Source organism: Variovorax sp. RKNM96, assembly GCF_017161115.1.
GTDB lineage: Bacteria > Pseudomonadota > Gammaproteobacteria > Burkholderiales > Burkholderiaceae_C > Variovorax.
Genome location: NZ_CP046508.1, coordinates 4,148,278 through 4,170,070 on the forward strand (window position 1 = coordinate 4,148,278; position 21,793 = coordinate 4,170,070).

Genomic DNA, 21,793 nt, shown 5'->3' on the forward strand with positions numbered 1-21,793 from the left:
CATGAGTGCCAAGACCCGAAAACTGATCGCCATCGCCGCGGCACTGCTCGTGCTGGTGCTGCTCGTCTGGGGCTTCTGGCGCGCCTCGCAGCCTGCGGCCGAGGTGTTCCAGGGCCAGATGGAAGCGCGCGAGACCGACGTGGCCGGCAAGGTCACCGCGCGCATCGCCGAAGTGGCGGTGAAGGAAGGCGACCGCATCCAGGCCGGCGCGCTCTTGGTGCGCATGGACAGCCCCGAGGTGCGCGCCAAGCTCGCGCAGGCCACCGCCGCCGAGCAGGCCGCGCAGGCCGTCGCCGACAAGGCGCAGAACGGCGCCCGTCCGCAAGAAGTGGAAATGGCGCGCATGCAGTGGCAGCGTGCCGAAACCGCCGCGCAGCTCGCGCAGACATCGTTCCGCCGCGTCGACGGACTCGCGCGCGAAGGCCTGGTGGCCGACCAGAAACGCGACGAAGCCGAAGCCAACTGGAAAGCATCGCGCGACGCGGCCATCGCGGCGAAGGCGCAGTACGACATGGCACGCATCGGTGCCCGCCCCGAGGACCAGGCCGCGGCCAGCGCCCAGGCGCGCCAGGTTGCCGGCGTGGTGGCCGAAGCGGAAGCCGCCAAGGCCGAGACCGAGCTGCGCAGCCCCGTGGGCGGCGAGGTGGCCAAGGTGCTTGCCAAGGTCGGCGAGCTGTCGCCGCAGGGCGTGGCGGTGGTCACCGTGGTTGACCTGAACGACCAGTGGGTCGTGCTGAACGTGCGCGAGGACCGGCTCGCCCGCTTCGCGGTCGGCAGTGAGTTCGATGCCCGCCTGCCGGCACTGGTGAACGACAAGGACAAGTCCGACGCGCACCACGCGGCCCGCTTCAAGGTCTATTACAGCGCCGCCCTGCCCGACTTCGCGACGTGGCGCGCCACCCGGGGTGGCAACGGCTTCGACGTACGCACCTTCGAGGTCCGCGCGCGGCCGTTGAAGCCCATCGACGGCGCGCGGCCCGGCATGAGCGTGCTGGTCGACTGACGACCCGGCGATGAGCCTCCGCGGCTTCTCCGCTGCCAGCGCACGGCGCGAATTCGCGCTGCTGCGCACCCGCCCCTGGGACCTGGCCATGGTCTCGTGGGTGCCGCTGCTCGCGGTGTTCCTGATCTGGTGGATCTTCTCGGCGGGGCTGCCCGAGCGCCTGCCGATCGGCGTGCTCGACCAGGACCGCACGGCCCTCTCGCGCCAGTTGGTGCGCTTCCTGGACGCCACGCCGGGCCTGCGCGTCGTGCAGTACTACGCGGACGAAGGCGCCATGGCGCGCGCGTTGACCAGCGGCGCGGTCGATGCAGCGGTGCAGTTGCCGCGCGACCTCAACCGCGATGTGAAGCGCGGGCGCGTCGGCCAGGTCGTGCTGCTGCACAACGCGCAGCTCGGCACGCATTCGAGCCTGATCCAGCGGGACGTGCGCACGGTGGTGGCCACCGTCTCGGGCGGCGTCGAACTCGCGGTGCGCAACAAGCGCGGCGAGTCGATGACGGCCGCGCGCGTGAGCATGGAGCCGATCAAGGCGAGCATGGTGGCGCTGTTCAACACCTCGACGGACTACGAGCAGTTCCTGGGCGCCGCGCTCATTCCGGCGCTGCTGCACATCCTCGCGATGACGGCCGGCGCATGGGCCGTGGGCCGCGAGCTGCGCGACCGCAGCATCGCCGAATGGCTGGGCGCCGCGCCGCGCTGGCACGAGGCGCTGGCCGCGCTGGCGGGCAAGCTCGCGCTGCCGTTCGCGAGCCTGTCGGCGGTCGGCATCGCGGCGATGTTGTGGATCACGGCCGGCCGCGGCTGGCATCCGGTCGGGTCGGTGGGCTGGACGCTGTTCGCGCTGGTGGTGTTCCTCGCACTCTCCATTGCGCTCGGCGCGTTCGTCTCGGCGCTCACGCGGTCGCTGCGCACCGCGCTCTCGGCCACGGGCTTCATCACGGCGCCCGCCTTTGCGTTCGGTGGGGTGGGCTTTCCGCTGGTCGCGATGCCGCTCCTTGCCCAGATGTGGGCGAGCCTGCTGCCCTACACGCACTACATCCGCGTGCAGATGGAACAGCTGCAGATGGGCGCGCCGCTGGCGTATTCGGTCGGCACGCCGCTGTGGATGGTGCTGGGCATGGCCGTGCTGCTGGCGGCATCGGCCGCCGCGCTGGTGCGCGCCGCGGCCGCACCCGACACCTGGGGAGGCCGCTGATGGACCTCGACCCCACGCGCACCCGCTTCGGCACCGCCTGGCGCGACACCGCGCTCGCCGTGCTGCGCGACAAGGGCGTGCTGCTGATCATGCTGCTCGCGCCCATCATCTACGGCTTCTTCTACCCGTGGCCCTACGGCACGCAGGCCGTGACGCGGGTGCCGGTGGCGGTGGTCGACGAGGACCACAGCGGGCTCTCGCGGCAGATCGCGCGCTTCGCGATGGCCAATCCGCGGCTCGATGTGCGCATGGTCACGTCCGACGTGCACGAGGCGCAGCAGGCGCTCTGGCGCGGTGAGATCGAGGGCTATGCGCTGCTGCCGTCGGACCTCAAGCGCAACGTGATCCGCGGGCTCTCGGCGGTGGTGACGATCGAGGGCAATGGCGCCTATGCGCTGCTGAACAAGGCGGTGCTGTACGGCTTCTCGGAGGCGGTGGGGACGGTCTCGGCGGGGGTCGAGATCCGCAAGCTGCAAGCGGGCGGCCAGAGCGCGGTGCAGGCTGCACGCAGCCGCAGTCCGCTCAACACGCAACTGGTGGCGCTGTTCAATCCGACCGAGGGCTACGGCAGCTACGTGGTGCCGGCGGTGGCGCTGCTGATCCTGCAGCAGACGCTGCTGATGGGTGCGGCGATGCTGGCAGGCACCTGGGCCGAGGCCGGGCGATTGCGCGCAGGCATGGGGGCATGGTTCGGGCGGCTGGGGGCACTGTCGGCCTTCGGCTTCCTGAGCGGTCTCTTCTACTTCGGCTGGGTGTTCTTCCTGCAGGACTATCCGCGGGGCGGCAATCCGCTCGGGGCGCTGGTGCTGCTGCTTTTCTACGTGCCGGCGATCTGCACGGTCGGGCTGCTGCTCGGATGCTGGTTCCGCGACCGCGAACGGGCCTTGCAGGTGCTGCTCTTCACCGCCCTGCCGATGGCGTTTCTCTCGGGGTTCTCGTGGCCTGTCGAGGCCTTGCCCGGGCCGTTGCAGGCTCTGCGCTGGGTGTTCCCGAGCACGGCGGGCATCCAGGCTTCGCTACGGCTCAACCAGATGGGCGCACCGCTGCACGATGTGCTGCCCTATCTCGGGGCGCTGCTGTCGCTCGCCCTTGCGGGGCTGCTGGTGCTTTGGGTCGCCGCCACGCCGCGCCGGGCGGACCGCGAACCCGCCTAGCGCTGGCTCTCGGCCGCCACGGCACGCACCAGCCGCGTGGCGGGCGCCACCAGCTCGCGCAGGTCGCCGGCACGCTCCTGCTCGATGGCCTGCAGCACCAGCTCGTTGATGCCGCCGACCACCGTCATCGCCATCTGGCTCGTGAGGTGCGCGGCCGGGCCGTCTCCCGCGCCGCTGCTGTTGATCGCGACCTGGATGAAGTTGGCGATCTCGTCATTGACGCGCCGCCGCGCGGCGAGACCCGGCATGCCGAGGCCCAGGATCTCGACGAACAGCGTGCGCAGCAGCACCGGGTCCTGCGCCAGGTAGTCGAAGTACGCGGTCATCGCCTGCTCGACCTGCGCACGCCAGGGCTGCGCGGGGTCGAAAGCCTCGCTCACCGCATGCAGCGCGAGGCGGCTGGCGGTTTCGTACAGCGCGATCAGGCACTCGGTCTTGGTGCTGAAGTGCTCGTAGAACGTGCGACGCGACACGGCCGCCTCGCGCACGATGTCGGCGATGGTCGTGTCGGCGTAGCCCTTGGCGGCCACGGCCTGCGCCATGCCCTGGAGAAGGCGCGCATAGTGCTCGCTTTCCGTGCCCTCGGCAGCCTTGGAGGCCACTGTTTTTTCGATGGTGTCGCTCATGAATGGCACATTTTCCTACGTCTCGGTACTTGACAGTACCAGCATCGACCCGCACCATGGAGGCATCCGGTACGAACCTGTACCAACCTTTCTTCCCACGATGTCCCGAGGATTGTTTTCATGAGTGAACTCGTTGTCCGCCGCCTGCTGATCGACCTGCAATCGCCCTTTGCCCGCAACTGGTGCGGCGGCGATGCATTCTCGACCGCCTTCTTCAATGCCCTGTCGATGAGTTTTCCGTTCGGCGAGCAATTCTTCATCGACGCCGTGCGCGACGCGGTGGCCACGCTGCCGCCCGAGGTGCAGGAAAAGTACCGTGCCGACGTGCGCGGCTTCATGGGCCAGGAAGCCACGCACCGGCGCATCCACTCGCTCTTCAACAATCACCTGGAGAACCAGGGGCTGGTCGATGGCTGGACGGCGCGCGCCAACAAGCGCCTGGCGCTGATGGAGGAAGCCGATCCGCGCCACGCGCTGGCGGTCACCGCCGCCACCGAGCACTTCACCGCGATGTTCGCCGAGTGGCTGCTGGCCCGCCCCGAGATCCTCGACGGCGCGGAGCCGCGGCTGCGGACCATGTGGCTGTGGCACAGCGCCGAAGAGCTGGAGCACAAGTCCGTTGCCTTCGACATCTACAAGGCCACGGGCGGCTCCGACGAATGGCGTATCCGCTGGTTTCGCCGCGTGACCGTCATGTTCCTCGGCGACCTGATGCACCAGACCATCGACAACCTGCGCCACGAAAAACAGCTGTGGAAGTGGGCGACCTGGAAGAGCGCGGCGCGCATCCTGCTGAGCAAGAACGGACTGCTGCGCGGCAACCTGAGCGGCTGGCGCAGTTACCTGCGTGCCGACTTCCATCCGGCGCAGCAGGACAGCACCCTGTCGACGCGTTGGCTGGCCGACAACCGCGCGCAGTACACGCCCGTGGGCGCCGCGCCCGAAGCCGCTGCCGCGGCTCAGTAAAGGCTGCCGCGTTGCGACAGGGCGCCGTGGCCCGTCTGCTGCTGCTCGGAGCGTAACGTCAGGTCGTGCAGGGTGTCGAAGTCCGATGGTGCGTCGGGCACACGCATCACCATCTCGAGTTCGTGCATCGAAGCGATCCAGCGGCCGGCGGCCGAATCGGCCGGCTCGTCGTTGGCGAAGGTGCCATCGCGGATGTAGAGGGTTTCGCCCTCGGGGCGCTCGGCGTGGAGCTCGACCAGGCGCGCAATCGAGAAGTTGTACGTCACGAGCTTCTCGCGCGTCTTGCGGTCCTTGCCGCCGCAGTTGAAGGAGCCTTCCGCCGCGATGACGATGCAGGAGCCTTCGACGCCGCCGTCCAGGTCGATCTCGTTGCCGGAGCGCCACATGGCATTGGGCAGGCGCACCCGCACCTTGTCGATCACCAGATCGCGCTGCTTGTTGAGCGTACCCAGGGGCGGTACCAGGGAACGCAACTGCCGCAGGCGCTCCGCGAAGTTGTCGTCCATGAGAAATTCGACGTGGTGCGTGGCACTGCCGGACGAGCGCTTGACCACCTGCATGACGACATGGCGTGGTTTGCTCACGGCAGGCACCTTTTGCACGCGTCAACGTCCACACCCAACGCCGGGCAGCCAAGGCCTTGCTGGAATTGATTTGTCATCGGCTACAGATTAGAACTTTTGGATGAATGCATTTACATGCATCAATTGTTTCTAACTGTATATCGATTAAGTCCGTTTTGAAAGGAAATCTGCGACATGTTCACGCGGGCATGTCGCCAAAACGTCGCCGCCTCGTGCTAGCCGAAAGTTAGCCCGAAGAAGCTTCCGACTGCTCCAGCGCTTCGTCGAGCGCCTTGCAGGAAGGCGCGCAGACGGTTTGCGACTTGCCCAGCACCTGTCGCGTGCGCAGCTGCGAGCGCACGCGGTGCTTGCCGCACATGAAGCAGGACATGGTCGCCCCGCTGAAAGACGCCGAAGCGCGGAACGGGGAACCCGGTGTCTTGGACTTGTAGCGCAGGCCGTCCGCCACCACTGCCGTCTTCACTTCACCCTTCGCCATGCGTCTTGTCCTTGTTCGTTTTGGCACCGCCCATGGCGCGTGCAATGGCTTCCCTGGCGCTGACTTCAGCCGCCAAGGAAACGTCCAATGCCGAGCGGCAAAGCCCGGCGTGCTGATAGTTGAGGTTCTCATAAACCTCGGATGCGGCCGGATAGGCATCGAGCAGGCGGCCCAGATCGGCCCCCGGCGCAACATCCTCGAACTCGTGCACCAGGTGCTCGACCACCGAGCGGTACTGCTCGGCGCCTACGGGCACGGTGCTGTGCTCGAGTCGTTCCAGCAGTTGCGCCAGCACCTGGGTCACTGCCAGATCGGTCTTGGGGGACGGATTGTGGGTCGTGTTCATGGTTCGCATCTGGGGGCAGCATACGCCTATGCAAGTGGCTGGTCGTACAGGGCCGTCTCCGGCTCCCCCGCTTTCTGGGCCGCCTGCATGCGTTGGAGCAGGCTGTGGAGCATCTCCGTGGACAGCCCGTGGATCACCAGCCGGTGCCCCGCCCGCAGGGTCGACAGGGGCACCAGCGGATGCTTGTTGTTGACCAGAATCAGGTGCTCGGGCGCATTCAGGATCGTCGCCGTGTAGATGCCGATGGTTTCGTCCAGTTGCAATGAATTGGCGGCACGCCAGAAATCGTTGTCGGTGAGCATCAGTTGGTAGAGCGGCGTGAACAGTTCGATGGCGCTCTGCAGGTCGAGGAAATTGAGCTTGCCGTGGGGCATGTCTTCCAGCCGCAGCCCCGGCTCCTTGATCATCGAGAAATCGACCTTCTCTGCCTTGCACAGCGCCATGCCCTTCTCGCGCAGCGCCGTGTTCAGGCGGATCACGAAGTTGAAGAGGTTCAGGTCGTGCTTCAAGAACATCTCGTCCTTCAGCGCGTCGATGTCCGCCGGCTCCAGCGGGTTGGTGGTCACCGGCGCCGGCGAATTGCGCCCGATGAACGCCAGCACCTGCGATCCCAGGTGAAAGTGCCGCAGGATCAGCCAGTTCGCCTCGGGCGACACGAAACGCTTGAGCCCCCACGCCAGAAAGCGGTGCAGCAGCATCGAGTGCGACCAGTTGCGCGGCACGAACACCTTGACGATCTGGATCAGGATGATCGTGAGGCGCGCAATCGGCCGCAGAAATGGCAGCAGGTACTGCCGCGAGCCCGAGCTCGAATCCGCGAGCCAGGCCGACTTGACGTTGTCCGGCAGCGGCGTGCTCTGGTCGAGGTAGAGCGCGAGCCACGGGCTCGGATCGCGCTCGTCGTGAGTTTGCGTCAAAAAATCAGGCGTTCGGCTCATGCGGCATCCGCTCCGTGATGTGCTGGAACTGCATCAGGTACAGCGCGGCCGTGTGGCGCGCCGTGTCGATGATCTGGCGGGCCGCGCGGGCTTGCCCTTCGACGGCCATCACCATCTCGACCGCGGCGAGCCAGCGGTTCAGGTGGTTTTCGTCGTTGTGGCCGTGGTACTCGAGAAAGCGGAAGGCATCGGGCGGCAGCTTCACGCTCGCCTTGATGAGCGGCAGCAGCGCCGGCACGATGCGCTGGCCCGTGCCTTCGATGATGTAGATCGCACCCAGCAAGCCGATCGGATCGCGCGTGGCGGCCAGGCCGTGCAGATAGGCGTTGAGCGCCTCGCCGCCGGGGTTGCGGCGCAGGTCGTCGATCTGCGCGACCGTGCCGCCCGCCTTCCTGTAGTCGCTGAAGAGGATGTTGAAGTCGTTCTGCTCCTCGCCCGCATGCACGTCGATCAGCGAAGCCAGCATCTGGTACGGCTTGCTCAGCGAGGCGGCGCCTTCGCGCATCCACTTGCTGCCTTCGCGCACCTGCGGCACCCACTGTTCCATCCAGTTCAGGTAGTCGGGCAAGGCCAGGCGACGTTCGCGTATCTGGCGGATCAGCGGCGTGCGCCAGACGCGGGAACGGTAGTCGTGCCAGATGGCGGCCAGTTCGGTGAGCAAGGCGCCGAGGCCTTCGGGGGCGGCAGCCGGGTCGTGCGGAGGTGCAATGACGAGATCGTCGTCCGGCACCGCCGCACGGGGCGCCGCCATCGTCACAGGCACCGCATCGGTCGCCTCGACTTCCAGCAGCATGTACGCCGCCATGAAGCGCCCCGACTCGGGCACGTAGCAGAAGATCTGTTCGCCCGGCTTCAGCGCCTTGGTGTGCAGGAATTCGGCCAGCATGATCAGGATCGACGCCGCTCCCGTGTTGCCGCGCCACGCGAGGTTGCTCCACCAACGCTCGCGCGGAATCGAAAGATCGGCCTTGTTCATCAGGTCCTCGACCACCGGGATGAATTTCTCCGACGAGTAGTGGCACAGGAAGTGATCGACCCGCTTCGGGTCGACCCAGCCGTCGCGCACCAGCCCCGCGTATTCGTGAATGCCGATGTCGAACAGGTGCGGCAACAGGCGAATGTCCTGCCGCAGCGAGAGCGCGCCGGCGGCTTCGGCCTCGGCCCAGGAACCGAAGTCGAGGTGGCCGCGTGCGCGGTCCTCGGTCAGGCCGAGCTGCATGCACACGGGGTAGTCGCCTGAGAAGGCGCGCTGGTGCACCCATTTCAGCTTCAGGCGAAGACCAGGTGCGCCAGCCAGCGCGGGCGTGCCATCGGACAGCAGCAACGCCCCCGCGCCATCGGACAGCATCCAGCGCAGGAAGTGCGAGTCGAAGTCGGTCTCGTAGCCGCGCGCCGCGAAGCGCGAGCGCTTGAAAAGCCGCGACGGCATCTCGCTCGCCACCGCCATCGCGCTGCGATGCGCCCCCAGCTCGATGCCCTGCGCAGCCGTCTGGATCGCCGATACACCGGCCGCGCAGATGCCGTGCACCGAATGCGTCTCCATCGGCTGCGCCGCGAGCTCGCCCTGGATCATGTTGGCGAACCCCGGCATCAGCGTGTCGCCACCCGAGGAGCCGCTGGCCAGCAGCGACACGCGCGACAGCTCCGCGCCGCCGCGCTGCAGGCAGTCGCGGATCGCGCCCGCGGCGAGCTGCGCATTGGTGTGCTGCGTCACGCCCTCCGCATCGATGGCGTAGTGCCGCGTGAGGATGCCGTTCTCCGCAAGGATGCGCCGCTTGATGCGCTCGGACATGCGGTTGAGCGGCGCGATGTACGCGTCCATGCGGTCGTTGGGAATGGGCTCGCCCGGCATGAAATAGCCGGCGCTCTCGAGGTACACGCGTTGGAATGAAACAGGCATGGTTCAGTGAGTGGAGGAATCGGGAGGCATCAGCGAGCGGCTGCGAAAACGCGGCCACACGGTCCCCAGCACGAAGACCCGCACCATGTAGGGAACCAGCCCGCCCTCGTTGAGCACGGGATCGACCTGCGCGCGATAGCGCGTGCGGTGCAGTTGCGTGAGCTCGGACCAATGGGCATGCGGGTTCTCGTGATGTGCGGTGTGCAGGCCGATGTTGAACAACAACGGGTTCACCAGCCCTTCGAAATTGCGCGCGTAGTTCAGCCTGCGCCTCGGGGTATCGCGCAACGCCTCTTCTCGAGACGGCTTGCGGCCATCGGCGTGCGCATGCTGCAGGTAGTTGGTCGCCAGCAGCCAGTGCAATCCGTGCAGCTGCGGCACGATCACAAAGAGCAAGGCCTTCCGCCAATCGACTGCCAGCAGCACGGCCCAGCTCCCCAGCCACAGCACGTACTGCGCGATGCAGTAGCGCCAGGCACCCCGCCGATGCGCCCGCAACCGCGCAAGCCAGCCGACGAACACCGGCACCAGCACCCACACCGCCTGGAACGGATGCAGCAGATAGCCCCACAGGTGGTTGGTGTCGCCGCCGAAGCGGTAGGTGCGCGCCACGTCTTTCGGGCCATGCCGGTGGCGATGGTGGTTGGCCACGTGCGCGGGCCAGAACACGAAGGTCGGGTGGCCTTGCAGCAGCGTGATCCAGAAATCCGTCAGCCGGTTCATGCGCCGTCCGCGCCACATGCGCAGGTGCACGTGGTTGTGGTGGATCACGCCGATGCCGAGCGTGAGGAACAGCATCAGCGCATAGAGCAGCACGTTGAAGCCGTTCACCCACTGCCACGCCGCCAGCGCAGGCAGCGCGACCAGGTACGCAAGGCTTTGCCAATCGCGCCAGTGCCGCAGGCGCGGCAGGCGGCGCGACGCCTCAGGCGAGGGTGCCATGCCGCCGCGCCTCTTTGTCCCGGAAGGCCTGGAAGTGCGGCTCGGCCGCATCCGCCGCGATGCGGGTCCTGAACAGCCGGTCCATGAAGGTGAACTGGAAGCCGTAGTTGCCGTTGTGGCAGGCGTGGTGCAGATGGTGCCGACGGCTCGCCGCGAACCAGTGGCTGTACGACACCCCGGTGAAGAAGTCGTAGTTCGAGTGCCCGACGCAGTTGAAGAACAGGCTGAACACCGGCACCGCCGCCAACGACCAGAAGCTGAAGTCGTGCACCACCATCGGCAGCAGGATCACGTTGCCGAGCATCAGCGCTTCGATCGGGTGAAAGCTGTAGGTGGCCCACGGCGTGGTCACGAACGAGCGGTGATGCGGCCCGTGAAAGCGGCGCAGCAGGCGCGTGTGCAAGAGGCGGTGGTTGATCCAGAAATGCACGTCGTTCCACACCGCGAGCACGAGGATCTCGACCGCGATCTGCCGCCAGCCCGCATCCGGATCGAGCCGCGCCCAGCCCAGCTGCAGCAGGCCCCAAGGAAACACCATGCCCAGCCCGAAGATCAGCACCGAGATGCCCGACTGCGAGAGCTCGCGCCGCAACTGCCCCGGCTGCAACGGCCGCGGATCGAGCACCCGCCCGATGCCCAGCGCCGGCAGCACCCGCTTCGTCAGCAGCCAGGTGATGGCGCCGAAGCCGAGATAAATGCTGCCGAAAAAAAGCACGCCCCACAGCATGACCTGCAGGGCGGGCAGTGAGGTGAAGGTCTGCGCCATCCCCCGAGGCTACAACAGCATCTCGGGGACGATGGGCGCGATGAGCATGTTGTAGAAGCGCTGGAAGAACCCCGACTCGGGCTCGGAGGTGAGGATCACCTCCTTCTCTCCATCGTTGGTGAGCCACTGCAGCGTGCCGGTGTCCTTGGCCAGCCGCAGCCGGTAGGAGTTCTGCAGCTTGCTGATGTTGATGATGCGCAGCATCTCGCGCGCCAGCTGTGGGCTGTCCACCACGAGGCCCATCTCGGTGTTCTGGCTGGCCGAGCGCGGGTCCAGGTTCATCGAGCCGATGAAGATGCGCGTCTTGTCGATGGCGGCGGTCTTGGCGTGCAGCCGGCCGAGCGACTTGCCGAACATGCCGAAGCGCTCGCCCTTGCTGGTGCGCTGCGGGCTCAGTTCGTACAGGTCGGCGCCGCTTTGCAGCAGCCGCTCGCGGTAGCGGGCATAGCCGGTGTGCACCAGTGGCTCGTCGTTGGCAGCCAGCGAATTGGTCAGCAGCGTGAGCTTGACCTTGCGCTTGGCCAGGTCGTCGAACGCCGCCATGCCGCGCTCGCCCGGCACGAGATACGGCGAGGTCAGGTCGACCTCGGTCTTGGCGTCCATCAGGAGGCCCCAGACCTTCATCGTCACGCTGGTGGAGATGGCCTCCTCGGCCGTCATGGTCGCGGGCTTGGTCGGCGGGTCGGCGATGGCGCGCGCCTCGCCCCACAGGAGGCCCATGCGGCCGCCGTCGAGCTCTTCGGCGATCGGCCCATAGCCCAGGATGTCGGACGGCGGCAGCACGATCTTCGGCGGCGGCGCGGCCATGCCGATCCAGTCGTCGAACTCCGCGCTGCCCGGCATGCGGCCGCCCTCGCCCTTCACGATGTCTGCGATGGGCCAGACCTGCACGCTGTTCCAGTAGGCGTCGAAGATGGATTCGAGCTGCGGCACCACCTTGCCGACCACCAGCGCGTCCATGTCGATGAAGTTCTGCGCCTCGCTCAGCACGAAATACTCGTCGGCGATGTTGCGCCCACCCACCACCGCCATCACGCCATCGGCGATGAAGAGCTTGTTGTGCATGCGGTGGTTGAGCCGCACGATCTCGAACGGCGAAGCCGCGAAGCGCGAGAGAAAACCGTTACGGCCGCAGCAGAACGGGTTGTAGAGCCGCACCTGCACATTGGGCGTTTCCGACAGCGCCAGCAGCAGTTGCTGGCTTTTGACGGTGTAGAGGTCGTCCACCAGCACCCGCACCTTCACGCCGCGCGCCGCGGCTTCGCGCAGTGTGCGCAGCAGCAGGCGGCCGACCGCGTCGTTCTCGAGCTGGTAGTACTGCACCACCAGCGACTGCTGGGCGCGCTGCGCGAGCTGGATGCGCGCGTCGAGCGAGTACACGCCGAGCGGCATCAGCCGGAAGCCGGAATGCTCGCCGGGCGGCGTGGAGTCGGCCGCGATCTTTGCCAACTTGGTCGATGGGTCGGCCGAGGCGGCGTGCTCGGCGGGCCGCTCTCTCGCCGGCGGCAGCGAGCCGCAGGCAGCGAGCACTGCCAGCAGAAAGCCCGCGAGCGCCATGCGCAGAAGTCGATCCCAGCCGTTCATGATGATTTCCGTCTTTCGTTTTTTCAGTCGTTGCCATGAATACGCCGGCCGGGGTGCGTCAGTTTCATTCCGCCCCTGCGAAAGGTGCGCGGTCCTAGAATTCGCGTCACATCCGCACGGAGTTACATCATGGCCCGCTCGATCCTCTCACGCATCGCCCTGATGACGGCCCTTGCCGCCCTCGCTCACCCCGCCTGGGCCGCCCTGGACATCGGCGACCCCGTGCCCAAGTTCACCGCCAACGCCGCGCTGGGCGGCAAGACCTTCCGCTACTCGCTGGCCGACGCGCTCGCCAAGGGACCGGTGGTGTTGTACTTCTTTCCGGCGGCCGACTCCAACGATTGCTCGATCGAGGCCCACGCCTTCGCCGAGGCGGTCGACAAGTTCGCTGCGCTGGGCGCCACCGTGATCGGCGTGTCGGCCGACGACATCGACACCCTCTCGAAGTTCTCGGTCAAATCCTGCCAGAGCCGGTTTCCGGTGGCATCGGACGAAGCCAAGACCGTGATCAACGGCTTCGACGCGCTGATGCAGACCCGGCCGGACTTCGCCAACCGGCTGTCATACGTGATCTCGCCGGACGGCAAGGTCGCCTACTACTACCAGAACCTGAATCCGGACAAGCATGTGGAGCGCATGCTGAATGCGGTGCGGGCGCTGCCGAAAGCCACGGCAGCGAAGTAAGGCAAGCCGGCCCCGGGGCCATGGGTTTGGCGCGCATCGCGCAAAATCCCGCCCCATGCAGCTCAACTACATCGCCAACGCCGACGTCCCGTCCTCCTCCGGCCGCACCCTCCCGGTCATCGACCCGTCCGACGGCCAGCCCTTCGACGAAATCCAGCGCAGCAACGCCGCCGACATCGATTCCGCCGTGCGCGCCGCGCGCGACTGCTTCGAGGGCGTATGGCACAAGGTCAGCGCCGCAGACCGCAGCCGGCTGCTCTACAAGCTCTCGCTGAAGATCGCCGAGCATGTCGACGAGCTCGCGCTGATCGAGCAGCGCGACTGCGGCAAGCCCGTCAAGCAGGCGCGCGCCGATGCGGTGGCGCTGGTGCGCTACTTCGAGTTCTATGCCGGTGCCTGCGACAAGCTGCACGGCGAGACCATCCCCTACCAGGACGGCTACAGCGTCTTCACCTGGCGCGAGCCGCACGGCGTCACCGGCCACATCATTCCGTGGAACTACCCGATGCAGATCTTCGGGCGCAGCGTGGGCGGTGCACTGGCGGCGGGCAATGTGTGCGTGGTGAAGCCGGCCGAGGATGCGTGCCTCTCGCTGATCCGCGTGGCACAACTGGCAGCAGAAGTCGGGTTTCCGGCCGGTGCTCTGAATATCGTGACCGGCTACGGCCATGAAGTGGGCGATGCGCTCGCGCGGCACGAAGGCATCGACCACATCAGCTTCACCGGCAGCCCGAAGATCGGCACGCTGATCCAGCAGGTGGCGGCCGAGCGGCATTGCCCGGTCACGCTCGAACTGGGGGGAAAGAGCCCGCAGATCATCTTCGCTGACGCCGACCTCGATGCGGCCATTCCCGTGGTCATCAACGCCATCGTGCAGAACGCCGGCCAGACCTGTTCGGCCGGCTCGCGCGTGCTGATCCAGCGCGCCATCTACGAGCCGCTGCTCGAGCGCCTGGGCCACGCCTTCGAAGCCCTGCGCGTGGGCCCCGCGGCCATGGACCTCGACGTGGGCCCGCTGATCCGCCAGACGCAGCAGCAGCGCGTGTGGGACTTCCTGAGCGATGCGCAGCATGCCGGCATCCCGATGGTGGCGCAGGGCATCGTCGTCGAGGAAGCGCCAGAAACCGGCTTCTACCAGGCACCCACGCTGCTGCGCGACGTGCCGGTCGGCCATCGCCTTGCACAGGAAGAGGTGTTCGGCCCGGTGCTCGCCGCGATGCAGTTCGCCGACGAAGACGAAGCGGTGGCGCTGGCCAACGCCACGCAGTTCGGCCTTGTTGCCGGCGTGTGGACGGCCGACGGCTCGCGCCAGTTCCGCATGGCCCGGCGCGTGCGCAGCGGGCAGGTGTTCATCAACAACTATGGCGCGGGCGGCGGCGTCGAGCTGCCTTTCGGCGGCGTGAAGTCGTCGGGCTACGGCCGCGAAAAGGGCTTCGAAGCGCTGTACGGGTTCACCACGCTGAAGACCGTCGCCGTCAAGCACGGCTAGCAATAGGCTCTCCCCCAGGCTACGCGCACTTCGTGTCGCTTCGCCAACCCCCTCGCCGGGGGCGACACCAGCGGCCCGGCAAAGCCGGTTCCGCGGTGTCCCACGAAGGAGATGGGGAAAGTCTTACCCCAACGCTGTGTCCAACAACATCATCAGCACGAAGCCAAGCATCAGCCCGCTGGTCGCAAAGGCCTCGTGCCCCTTTCGGTGCGACTCCGGAATGATCTCGTGGCTGATGACGAACAGCATCGCGCCCGCAGCGAAACCCAGCCCCCAGGGCAGCAGCAGCGCCGAATGGCCGACCACCGCCGCGCCCAGCACCGCACCCAACGGCTCGACCAGCCCCGAAGCCATGCCGATCACGACCGCGAACCAGCGCTTGTAGCCGGCCGCCAGCAGCGCCACCGCGACCACCAGCCCCTCCGGCACGTCCTGAATCGCGATGCCTGTGGCCAGCGCATCGGCTCGCAGGCCGTTGTTGCCCGCGTAGCCCACGCCGATGGCCAGGCCTTCCGGCACGTTGTGCAGCGCGATCGCGAACACGAAGAGCCACGTGCGCCGCAGCTGCTTGGCTGACTGTCCTTCGCGCCCCTTGATGAAGTGCTCGTGCGGCAGCACGCGGTCCATCACCATGAGCACGATGCCGCCCAGCAGGATGGCCGCGCCGATCACGCCGCCCGCAGCCCAACTACCGCCGCCAAAGACACCGATGTTCTTCGCCGCATCGAGGCCGGGGATGATCAGCGAGAAGGCGCAGGCCGCCAGCATCACGCCGGCACCGAAACCGAAGAGCGTGTCCTGCAGCCGCTCAGGCAGCTTCTGCGAGAACACCACCGGCAGCGTGCCCAGCGCCGTCGCCAGCGCGGCCACGGAGCCGCCGAGCAAGGCGTTCCACACCATCGGATCGGCCCGCACGAACTGCCAGAACTGCGACACCAGCGCCAGCGCGCCAGCGGTGACGATCGCCAGCCCGATCCATTCGCGCGTCGAGGGCGTCGGCCTCGACCGCGCCGTCACGACCGTGCCCTGCGGGTGTTGCGACTCGTCGTTCATGGGCGATGTCCTCAGCGGCCGGCGGCGATCGCGGCGGCGTGGCGGCGGGCCACCTCGGCCCAGTTCACGACGTTGTAGAACGCCGCCATGTATTCAGGGCGGCGATTCTGGTACTTGAGGTAGTAGGCGTGCTCCCACACGTCGAGCCCGAGGATCGGCGTGTTGCCCGAGCCGATGCCGCGCATCAGCGGGCTGTCCTGGTTGCCGCTGCTCTCCACCGCGAGCTTGCCGCCCTTGGCGACCCCGAGCCAGGCCCACCCGCTGCCGAAGCGCGTGAGCGCGGCCTTGGTGAAAGCTTCCTTGAAGGCATCGAAACCGCCCAGGTCGGCGTCGATGGCCTTGGCGAGGTCGCCCGTGGGCGTGCCGCCGCCGCCCTGGCCGACGGGCGCCATCACGGTCCAGAACAGGCTGTGGTTGGCATGGCCGCCGCCGTTGTTGCGCACCGGCGCGCGCAGCGCCTCGGGCAGTCGGTCGATGTCGACGATCAGTTGCTCGACCGGCGTGCCTTCATGCGGCGTGTCCTCGACGGCCGCGTTGAGGTTGTTCACGTAGGTCTGGTGGTGCTTGCCATGGTGGATTTCCATCGTCTGCGCGTCGATGTGCGGTTCGAGCGCATCGAAGGCATAGGGCAAGGCTGGCAGGGTGTACGGCACGGTCGGAAGCTCCTTGGTTGAAGAGCCCTTTGCGTTGTCGACGTGCTGCGTATTCAGGCGCTCAGATGATAGTAATTCTCATTGTCCATGTCAAGACATCACTCCCAGAGATGGCGCAAACAAGCCAAATGGCGCCACGACAAAACGAGGCCGATACACTGCCCCGCGTCCCCCTGAAAGGCTTCGCACCGATGAAACCGCATCGCATCCTGCCCGCCGTCGCGACATTCCTGCTGCTGCTCGGCGCCGGCATGGCCAGCGCCCAGCTCGCCACCCCGCCGGCCGGCGACTACATCTACGAAGGCGGCGGCGGTTCGCTGCGGGTCAAGCCCAACGGGCACTTCGACATCACCACCGTCGGCTCCAACGCCCACATGTGCACGCTGGACGGCACCATCGTCCGCGGCAAGGCCAAGATCGACGACACAACCTGCGTGGTGAACTTCACGCTCAAGAGCGGCAACATCGAGGTCGGCACGAACGGCTCGGACGACTGCCGCCAGAGCTGCGGCATGCGCGCCTCGTTCGAGGGCACCTTCATCAAGCCGACGCCGGCTTGCGCCGACAAGGCCGTGGCCGCAACGCGCAAGACCTTCAAGCGCCAGTACGACGCCAAGGACTACACCACCGCCCTGGCCACCCTCGCCCCCGTGCTCGGCAACTGCGGCAAGACGCTCGACTGGATCACCACGGGCCGCATCCGCAACGACCTAGCGCTCACGCAGTTCAAGCTCGGCGACCGCGCGGCCTGCCTCAAGACGCTCGAGCCACTCGCCGAAGATGCCGCGCGAACCGACCAGGGCGTGAAAGATCAATACCCGCCCGCCGACGCCGACGACATCCTGCCCGTGGTCCGCGCGGCCCGCACGAACCTGAAGCTCTGCCGGGGCTAGCCTCAGACCCAACCCCGACTCCCAGACGGCGCTAAGACCGTCATGCCAGATTCCATCAACGACAGGACGGAGACAACACCATGAAGTTCTTCAAGCGCACCCTGCGCACGGCCGCACTCGGCCTGAGCCTGGCGATTCCGCTGCTGGCCGCGGCGCAATCGCTGCCGACCGCCACACCAGAGCGGGTCGGGCTTTCGACCGAGCGCCTGCAGATGCTCACCGACGTGCTCAAGGCCGATGTGGCCAGCGGCAAGATCCCGGGCGCGGTGCTGCTGGTGGCCCGGCAAGGCAAGGTGGCGTGGTTCGAACCGGTCGGCAAGCTCGACCCCGCGGCGGGCACACCGATGCAGCGCGACGGCATCTTTCGCATCTATTCGATGAGCAAGCCCATCACCTCGGTGGCCGCGATGATGCTGGTGGAAGACGGTCGCCTGAAGCTCGACGACCCGATCTCGACCTACCTGCCCGAATACGCCACCATGACCGTCGGCGTCGAGAAGCCCGGCGCCGACGGCAAGCCGGTGCTCGAGACCGTGCCCGCGCGCCGCCCGATCACCGTGCAGGACTTGATGCGCCACACCTCGGGCTTGACCTACGGCTTCTTCGGTCCAGGCCTGGTCAAGCAGGCCTACAACGCGGCGGGCCTGGGCGCCAACGACCCGACCCTGGCCGAGTTCTCGCAGCGCCTGGCCAAGCTGCCGCTGGCCTACCAGCCAGGCACGACCTGGGACTACAGCCAGTCGACCGACATCCTGGGCCGCGTGATCGAGGTGGTCTCGGGCCAGTCGCTCTACCAGTTCGAGAAGGCGCGCCTGTTCGACCCGCTGGGCATGAAGGACACCACCTACTACGTGCCCGAGCCGGCCCGCCAGCCGCGCATTGCCGAGCCGCTCCCCACCGACCGCAGCTTCGGCGTGGGCGCCGACCTGAACGACCCGCGCATCGTGCGCAAGCTCGAATCGGGCGGCGGCGGGCTGGTGTCCACGGCCAGCGACTACGCGCGCTTCCTGCAGATGCTCTTGAACGGTGGCTCGCTCGACGGCAAGCGTTATCTCGGCCCGCGCAGCCTCTCGCTGATGACCGCCGACCACTCCAACGCGGGCGCCGGCATCGTGCCCGGCCCGCTCTACCTGCCGGGCCCGGGCTACGGCTTCGGGCTGGGCTTCGCGGTGCGCCGCAACGACGGCGAGGCGCCCTACCCCTCGGCCGGCGGCGAATACAACTGGGGCGGCGCGGGCGGCACCTACATGTGGGTGGACCCGAAGAACGAGATGTTCGTGGTGCTGATGCTGCAGTCGCCGAAATACCGGACACATTACAGATCCTTGACCCGGGACATGATTTATGCGGCCGTGATCAAGTAGCCTGCGCCCAACAGGTCCTTGAGGCTTGGCGCAAAATCGGGCCCTCCCCTCGAAGCCATGAAGAACAGCAGCAGCAGCACCGTCATTCCGATCACCCAGATCGGCCGCACGCCCCCCGCCGTGGCCGTGCCGGACATCGCCGTGCCCGCCACGGGCCTGCTGCTCGACCGCCTGGGCCGCCCGCTGACCGACCTGCGCATCAGCGTGACCGACCGCTGCAACTTCCGCTGCAGCTACTGCATGCCCAAGGACGTGTTCGACAAGGACTACAAGTACCTGCCGCACAGCGCGCTCCTGAGCTTCGAGGAAATGACGCGGCTGGCCCGCCTGTTCGCGGCACACGGCGTACGCAAGATCCGGCTCACCGGCGGCGAGCCGCTGCTGCGCAAGAACATCGAGGGGCTGATTGAGCAGCTCGCCGAAATCCGCACGCCCGATGGCCAGCCGCTGGCCCTCACCCTCACCACCAACGGCTCCCTGCTCGCACGCAAGGCCGCCACGCTCAAGGCCGCCGGCCTGCAGCGCGTGACGGTGAGCCTGGACAGCCTGGACGACGCGGTCTTTCGCCACATGAACGACGTCGACTTCCCGGTGGCCGACGTGCTGGCCGGCATCGACGCGGCGCAGGCCGCGGGCCTGGGGCCCATCAAGGTCAACATGGTGGTCAAGCGCGGCACCAACGAGCAGGAGATCCTGCCGATGGCGCGCTACTTCCGCGAGCACCATGGCGGCAATGTGGTGCTGCGCTTCATCGAATACATGGACGTGGGCGCCACCAACGGCTGGCGCATGGACGAGGTGCTGCCTTCGGCCGACGTCATCGCGCGCATCGCCGAAGAGTTTCCGCTGGTGCCGCTCGAGGCCACCACGCCCGGCGAAACCGCCCAGCGCTGGGCCTATGCCGACGGCGGCGGCGAGATCGGCGTGATCAGCAGCGTGACCCAGGCCTTCTGCCACGACTGCAGCCGCGCGCGCCTGTCGACCGAGGGCAAGCTGTACCTGTGCCTCTTCGCGAGCGCCGGCCACGACCTGCGCCCGCTGCTGCGCGGCGCGGCCAGCGACGACGACATTTCCTCCGCCATCGGCCACATCTGGCAGGGCCGGGCCGACCGCTACTCCGAGCTGCGCGGCCCCGACCACGCCGATCGCGGCGATGCCAACGACAAGGCGCCGCGCCGCGTCGAGATGAGCTACATCGGCGGATGACGCGGGCTGCCGCCATGCCCGCGCACCCCGCCATCGCGCCTGCCGACATCACCGGCCTGGTGCTGGCCGGCGGACGCGGCTCCCGCATGGGCGGCGTCGACAAGGGCCTGCAGAACTTCAACGGCGAGCCGCTCGCGCTGCACGCGGTGCGGCGGCTGGGCGCGCAGGTCGGCCAGGTGATGATCAATGCCAACCGGAACATCGCGACCTACGAAGCGTTCGGCGCTCCGGTTCTGGCCGACAGCCTGGCGGACTATCCAGGGCCGCTCGCGGGCTTCCTCGCGGGATCGCAGCATTGCGCCACGTCTTTCCTGCTCACCGTGCCTTGCGACACGCCGCTCTTTCCGCTCGACCTTGCGGCGCGCCTGTCCGAAGCACTCGCCGCCGACGACGCGGAAATCGCCATGGTCAGCGCGCCGGATTCCGAAGGCGACGGCGTGCCCGCCCTGCGCCCGCAGCCCGTGTTCTGCCTGCTGCGCACGAACCTCCGCGAAAGCCTGCTGCGCTTCACCGAAGCCGGCGGCCGCAAGGTCCAGGCATGGACGGCGCAGCACCGCACCGTGCTTGTCCCCTTCGACCGGCCCGGCGATGCGCCCGACGCCTTCTTCAACGCCAACACGCTCGCCGAATTGCAAGCACTCGAAAACCGATGAGCAGCCTCGCCGACATCGCCGCCGCCCTTCCGGGCCATGACAACACCGACGCGCTCAGCGTCGATGCCGTCCAGGCCTTCCTGGCCCGGCTGGTCGCGCCCCTGGTCGTCACGCAGCGCGAGAGCGTTCCGCTGCGCGAGGCGCTCGGCCGCGTGCTGGCCGAAGACATCGTCTCGCCCGTGAGCGTGCCGCCGCACGACAACTCGGCGATGGACGGCTACGCGTTCGATGGCGCCATCCTGCCGACCGACGCCCCCGCCGACCACTCCATCAAGCTGCGCGTGGTGGGCACCGCACTCGCCGGCGCGGCCTGGCGCGGCGCGCTGGCCCCGGGCGACGCGGTGCGCATCATGACCGGCGCGATGATGCCGGCCGGCCTCGACACCGTGATCCCGCAGGAGTTCTGCCAGGTCGAGGGCGACGTGGTGAGCTTCCCCGACCGCGTGCTGCGCCGCGGCGACAACCGCCGCTTCGCAGGCGAAGACCTCATGAAAGGCCAGCCGGCCCTCCAGCGCGGCGGGCGGCTCTCGCCGGCTGCCCTCGGCATGGTGGCCAGCCTCGGCCTGCCGGGCGTGACTGCACTTCGGAAGCTGCGCGTCGCCTACTTCTCTACCGGCGACGAAATCCTGTGCATCGGCGAGCCGCCGCGCGAAGGCGCTGTGTACGACTCCAACCGCTACACAGTCTTCGGTCTCCTCACGCGCCTGGGCTGCGAGGTGATCGACCTGGGCCTCGTGCACGACGACCCCGCCACGCTGGCCGCGACGCTGCAACGCGCCGCGCGCGAAGCCGATGCGATCGTCACCAGCGGCGGCGTGAGCGTCGGCGCTGCCGATCACACACGCGACGTGATGCAGCAAGTCGGCGAAATGGCGTTCTGGCATGTCGCGATGCGCCCCGGCCGACCGCTGGCCGTGGGCCTGATTCCACGCGACGGCGGCGAGCAAGCGAGCCCTGCCGTGCTATTCGGCCTGCCCGGCAATCCGGTCGCCGTGATGGTCACTTTTCTCGCCTTCGTGCGGCCCGCGTTGCTGCGGATGATGGGCTGCCACGATGCGGCCTCGGCGCCGCCGCCGCTGCTGCGTGCGCGCAGCACCGGGCCGATCCGCAAGAAGCCCGGGCGCACCGAGTACCAGCGGGGGTTCGTGAAGGCCGTGACGGGTTCGCTGCCCGAGGTCTGCGTTGCAGGCAACCAGGGCTCTGGCGTGCTGAGCTCGATGGTCGAGGCCAACGGGCTCGTGGTACTGCACCATGACCAGGGCCACGTCGCCGCGGGCGAAGAAGTCGACGTGATGCTGTTCGACGGCGTGATCTAG

22 protein-coding genes are annotated in these 21,793 nt (G+C 67.7%); 11 read left to right on the plus strand and 11 right to left on the minus strand.

What is annotated here, in order from left to right; genetic code table 11:
* The first annotated feature begins 1 nt into the window (after position 1).
* Genes GNX71_RS19105 through GNX71_RS19115 form a run of 3 tightly spaced genes read left to right on the plus strand, consistent with a single transcriptional unit; the run spans position 2 to position 3,352 of the window.
* Entirely contained in the window at positions 2–1,003 is a 1,002-nt protein-coding gene (locus tag GNX71_RS19105) for an efflux RND transporter periplasmic adaptor subunit (protein WP_206173779.1), read from the plus strand.
* Positions 1,004–1,013: 10 nt separating this feature from the next.
* Complete coding sequence (locus GNX71_RS19110; RefSeq protein WP_206173780.1) at positions 1,014–2,198, plus strand: ABC transporter permease; 1,185 nt, start codon at positions 1,014–1,016, stop codon at positions 2,196–2,198.
* A complete protein-coding gene (locus tag GNX71_RS19115) occupies positions 2,198–3,352 on the plus strand; it encodes an ABC transporter permease (protein ID WP_206173781.1) in 1,155 nt (384 codons plus the stop codon). The genes GNX71_RS19110 and GNX71_RS19115 overlap by 1 nt, the downstream gene beginning before the upstream one ends.
* On the opposite strand, the gene GNX71_RS19120 is transcribed toward GNX71_RS19115, so the two are convergent.
* Positions 3,349–3,978, minus strand: coding sequence for a TetR/AcrR family transcriptional regulator (locus tag GNX71_RS19120; RefSeq protein ID WP_206173782.1), 630 nt, complete (start codon positions 3,976–3,978; stop codon positions 3,349–3,351). The genes GNX71_RS19115 and GNX71_RS19120 overlap by 4 nt on opposite strands.
* Positions 3,979–4,098: 120 nt before the next feature.
* Here GNX71_RS19120 and GNX71_RS19125 point away from each other — a divergent pair, with 120 nt between their 5' ends.
* Complete coding sequence (locus tag GNX71_RS19125) at positions 4,099–4,944, plus strand: metal-dependent hydrolase (protein ID WP_206173783.1); 846 nt, start codon at positions 4,099–4,101, stop codon at positions 4,942–4,944.
* Here the strand turns inward: GNX71_RS19125 and GNX71_RS19130 are convergent.
* From GNX71_RS19130 to GNX71_RS19165, 8 genes are all read right to left on the minus strand, one after another.
* Positions 4,938–5,528, minus strand: a complete 591-nt coding sequence (locus GNX71_RS19130; protein WP_206173784.1) for a hypothetical protein — start codon at positions 5,526–5,528, stop codon at positions 4,938–4,940. The two genes, GNX71_RS19125 and GNX71_RS19130, sit on opposite strands and share 7 nt — an antisense overlap.
* A gap of 226 nt (positions 5,529–5,754) precedes the next feature.
* Entirely contained in the window at positions 5,755–6,006 is a 252-nt protein-coding gene (locus GNX71_RS19135; RefSeq protein ID WP_206173785.1) for a hypothetical protein, read from the minus strand.
* Positions 5,993–6,361, minus strand: a complete 369-nt coding sequence (locus GNX71_RS19140) for a hypothetical protein (RefSeq protein ID WP_206173786.1) — start codon at positions 6,359–6,361, stop codon at positions 5,993–5,995. Before GNX71_RS19140 ends, GNX71_RS19135 begins: the two co-directional genes overlap by 14 nt.
* Before the next feature lie 17 nt (positions 6,362–6,378).
* Positions 6,379–7,290, minus strand: coding sequence for a hypothetical protein (locus GNX71_RS19145; protein WP_206173787.1), 912 nt, complete (start codon positions 7,288–7,290; stop codon positions 6,379–6,381).
* Positions 7,274–9,190: an iron-containing redox enzyme family protein gene (locus tag GNX71_RS19150; RefSeq protein WP_206173788.1), complete on the minus strand. Its 1,917-nt coding sequence runs from the start codon at positions 9,188–9,190 to the stop codon at positions 7,274–7,276. Before GNX71_RS19150 ends, GNX71_RS19145 begins: the two co-directional genes overlap by 17 nt.
* 3 nt (positions 9,191–9,193) lie before the next feature.
* A complete protein-coding gene (locus tag GNX71_RS19155; protein ID WP_206173789.1) occupies positions 9,194–10,132 on the minus strand; it encodes a fatty acid desaturase in 939 nt (312 codons plus the stop codon).
* Positions 10,116–10,898, minus strand: a complete 783-nt coding sequence (locus GNX71_RS19160; RefSeq protein WP_206173790.1) for a sterol desaturase family protein — start codon at positions 10,896–10,898, stop codon at positions 10,116–10,118. Before GNX71_RS19160 ends, GNX71_RS19155 begins: the two co-directional genes overlap by 17 nt.
* 9 nt (positions 10,899–10,907) lie before the next feature.
* The gene (locus GNX71_RS19165; protein WP_206173791.1) at positions 10,908–12,482 is read right to left on the minus strand and encodes a phospholipase D family protein; all 1,575 of its coding nucleotides are present in this window, start codon (positions 12,480–12,482) and stop codon (positions 10,908–10,910) included.
* Positions 12,483–12,611: 129 nt separating this feature from the next.
* Between GNX71_RS19165 and GNX71_RS19170 the strand changes: the two genes are divergently transcribed.
* A complete protein-coding gene (locus GNX71_RS19170; protein WP_206173792.1) occupies positions 12,612–13,166 on the plus strand; it encodes a peroxiredoxin in 555 nt (184 codons plus the stop codon).
* Between the two features lie 55 nt (positions 13,167–13,221).
* On the plus strand, positions 13,222–14,655 hold the full coding sequence (locus GNX71_RS19175) for an aldehyde dehydrogenase family protein (RefSeq protein WP_206173793.1): 1,434 nt from the start codon (positions 13,222–13,224) through the stop codon (positions 14,653–14,655).
* A 123-nt stretch (positions 14,656–14,778) separates the two neighbouring features.
* Here the strand turns inward: GNX71_RS19175 and GNX71_RS19180 are convergent, their stop codons facing one another.
* The gene (locus tag GNX71_RS19180; RefSeq protein WP_241026979.1) at positions 14,779–15,708 is read right to left on the minus strand and encodes a ZIP family metal transporter; all 930 of its coding nucleotides are present in this window, start codon (positions 15,706–15,708) and stop codon (positions 14,779–14,781) included.
* 11 nt (positions 15,709–15,719) lie between these two features.
* Positions 15,720–16,361 carry a superoxide dismutase gene (locus GNX71_RS19185; RefSeq protein WP_206173794.1) on the minus strand — a complete coding sequence of 214 codons (642 nt, stop codon included), beginning with the start codon at positions 16,359–16,361 and terminating at the stop codon, positions 15,720–15,722.
* Between the two features lie 191 nt (positions 16,362–16,552).
* On the opposite strand from GNX71_RS19185, the gene GNX71_RS19190 reads away from it, so the two are divergent.
* From GNX71_RS19190 to glp, 5 genes are all read left to right on the plus strand, one after another.
* Positions 16,553–17,254, plus strand: coding sequence for a hypothetical protein (locus GNX71_RS19190; protein WP_206173795.1), 702 nt, complete (start codon positions 16,553–16,555; stop codon positions 17,252–17,254).
* A gap of 80 nt (positions 17,255–17,334) precedes the next feature.
* Positions 17,335–18,618, plus strand: coding sequence for a serine hydrolase domain-containing protein (locus GNX71_RS19195; protein WP_206173796.1), 1,284 nt, complete (start codon positions 17,335–17,337; stop codon positions 18,616–18,618).
* Positions 18,619–18,675: 57 nt separating this feature from the next.
* The gene (gene moaA, locus GNX71_RS19200) at positions 18,676–19,824 is read left to right on the plus strand and encodes a GTP 3',8-cyclase MoaA (protein ID WP_206173797.1); all 1,149 of its coding nucleotides are present in this window, start codon (positions 18,676–18,678) and stop codon (positions 19,822–19,824) included.
* Positions 19,821–20,477, plus strand: a complete 657-nt coding sequence (gene mobA / locus GNX71_RS19205) for a molybdenum cofactor guanylyltransferase MobA (RefSeq protein WP_206173798.1) — start codon at positions 19,821–19,823, stop codon at positions 20,475–20,477. The genes moaA and mobA overlap by 4 nt, the downstream gene beginning before the upstream one ends.
* Positions 20,474–21,793, plus strand: coding sequence for a gephyrin-like molybdotransferase Glp (gene glp, locus GNX71_RS19210; protein WP_206173799.1), 1,320 nt, complete (start codon positions 20,474–20,476; stop codon positions 21,791–21,793). Before mobA ends, glp begins: the two co-directional genes overlap by 4 nt.

What these genes read in the sequence shown, in the direction of transcription:
- glp (WP_206173799.1), top strand. Translation starts at nt 20,474, where the DNA reads ATGAGCAGCCTCGCCGACATCGCCGCCGCCCTTCCGGGCCATGACAAC.
- GNX71_RS19175 (WP_206173793.1), top strand. Translation starts at nt 13,222, where the DNA reads ATGCAGCTCAACTACATCGCCAACGCCGACGTCCCGTCCTCCTCCGGC.
- GNX71_RS19190 (WP_206173795.1), top strand. Translation starts at nt 16,553, where the DNA reads ATGAAACCGCATCGCATCCTGCCCGCCGTCGCGACATTCCTGCTGCTG.
- GNX71_RS19195 (WP_206173796.1), top strand. Translation starts at nt 17,335, where the DNA reads ATGAAGTTCTTCAAGCGCACCCTGCGCACGGCCGCACTCGGCCTGAGC.
- GNX71_RS19140 (WP_206173786.1), bottom strand. Translation starts at nt 6,361, where the DNA reads ATGCGAACCATGAACACGACCCACAATCCGTCCCCCAAGACCGATCTG.
- GNX71_RS19125 (WP_206173783.1), top strand. Translation starts at nt 4,099, where the DNA reads ATGAGTGAACTCGTTGTCCGCCGCCTGCTGATCGACCTGCAATCGCCC.
- mobA (WP_206173798.1), top strand. Translation starts at nt 19,821, where the DNA reads ATGACGCGGGCTGCCGCCATGCCCGCGCACCCCGCCATCGCGCCTGCC.
- GNX71_RS19165 (WP_206173791.1), bottom strand. Translation starts at nt 12,482, where the DNA reads ATGAACGGCTGGGATCGACTTCTGCGCATGGCGCTCGCGGGCTTTCTG.
- GNX71_RS19160 (WP_206173790.1), bottom strand. Translation starts at nt 10,898, where the DNA reads ATGGCGCAGACCTTCACCTCACTGCCCGCCCTGCAGGTCATGCTGTGG.
- moaA (WP_206173797.1), top strand. Translation starts at nt 18,676, where the DNA reads ATGAAGAACAGCAGCAGCAGCACCGTCATTCCGATCACCCAGATCGGC.
- GNX71_RS19105 (WP_206173779.1), top strand. Translation starts at nt 2, where the DNA reads ATGAGTGCCAAGACCCGAAAACTGATCGCCATCGCCGCGGCACTGCTC.
- GNX71_RS19145 (WP_206173787.1), bottom strand. Translation starts at nt 7,290, where the DNA reads ATGAGCCGAACGCCTGATTTTTTGACGCAAACTCACGACGAGCGCGAT.
- GNX71_RS19110 (WP_206173780.1), top strand. Translation starts at nt 1,014, where the DNA reads ATGAGCCTCCGCGGCTTCTCCGCTGCCAGCGCACGGCGCGAATTCGCG.
- GNX71_RS19180 (WP_241026979.1), bottom strand. Translation starts at nt 15,708, where the DNA reads ATGAACGACGAGTCGCAACACCCGCAGGGCACGGTCGTGACGGCGCGG.
- GNX71_RS19170 (WP_206173792.1), top strand. Translation starts at nt 12,612, where the DNA reads ATGGCCCGCTCGATCCTCTCACGCATCGCCCTGATGACGGCCCTTGCC.
- GNX71_RS19150 (WP_206173788.1), bottom strand. Translation starts at nt 9,190, where the DNA reads ATGCCTGTTTCATTCCAACGCGTGTACCTCGAGAGCGCCGGCTATTTC.
- GNX71_RS19155 (WP_206173789.1), bottom strand. Translation starts at nt 10,132, where the DNA reads ATGGCACCCTCGCCTGAGGCGTCGCGCCGCCTGCCGCGCCTGCGGCAC.
- GNX71_RS19120 (WP_206173782.1), bottom strand. Translation starts at nt 3,978, where the DNA reads ATGAGCGACACCATCGAAAAAACAGTGGCCTCCAAGGCTGCCGAGGGC.
- GNX71_RS19135 (WP_206173785.1), bottom strand. Translation starts at nt 6,006, where the DNA reads ATGGCGAAGGGTGAAGTGAAGACGGCAGTGGTGGCGGACGGCCTGCGC.
- GNX71_RS19115 (WP_206173781.1), top strand. Translation starts at nt 2,198, where the DNA reads ATGGACCTCGACCCCACGCGCACCCGCTTCGGCACCGCCTGGCGCGAC.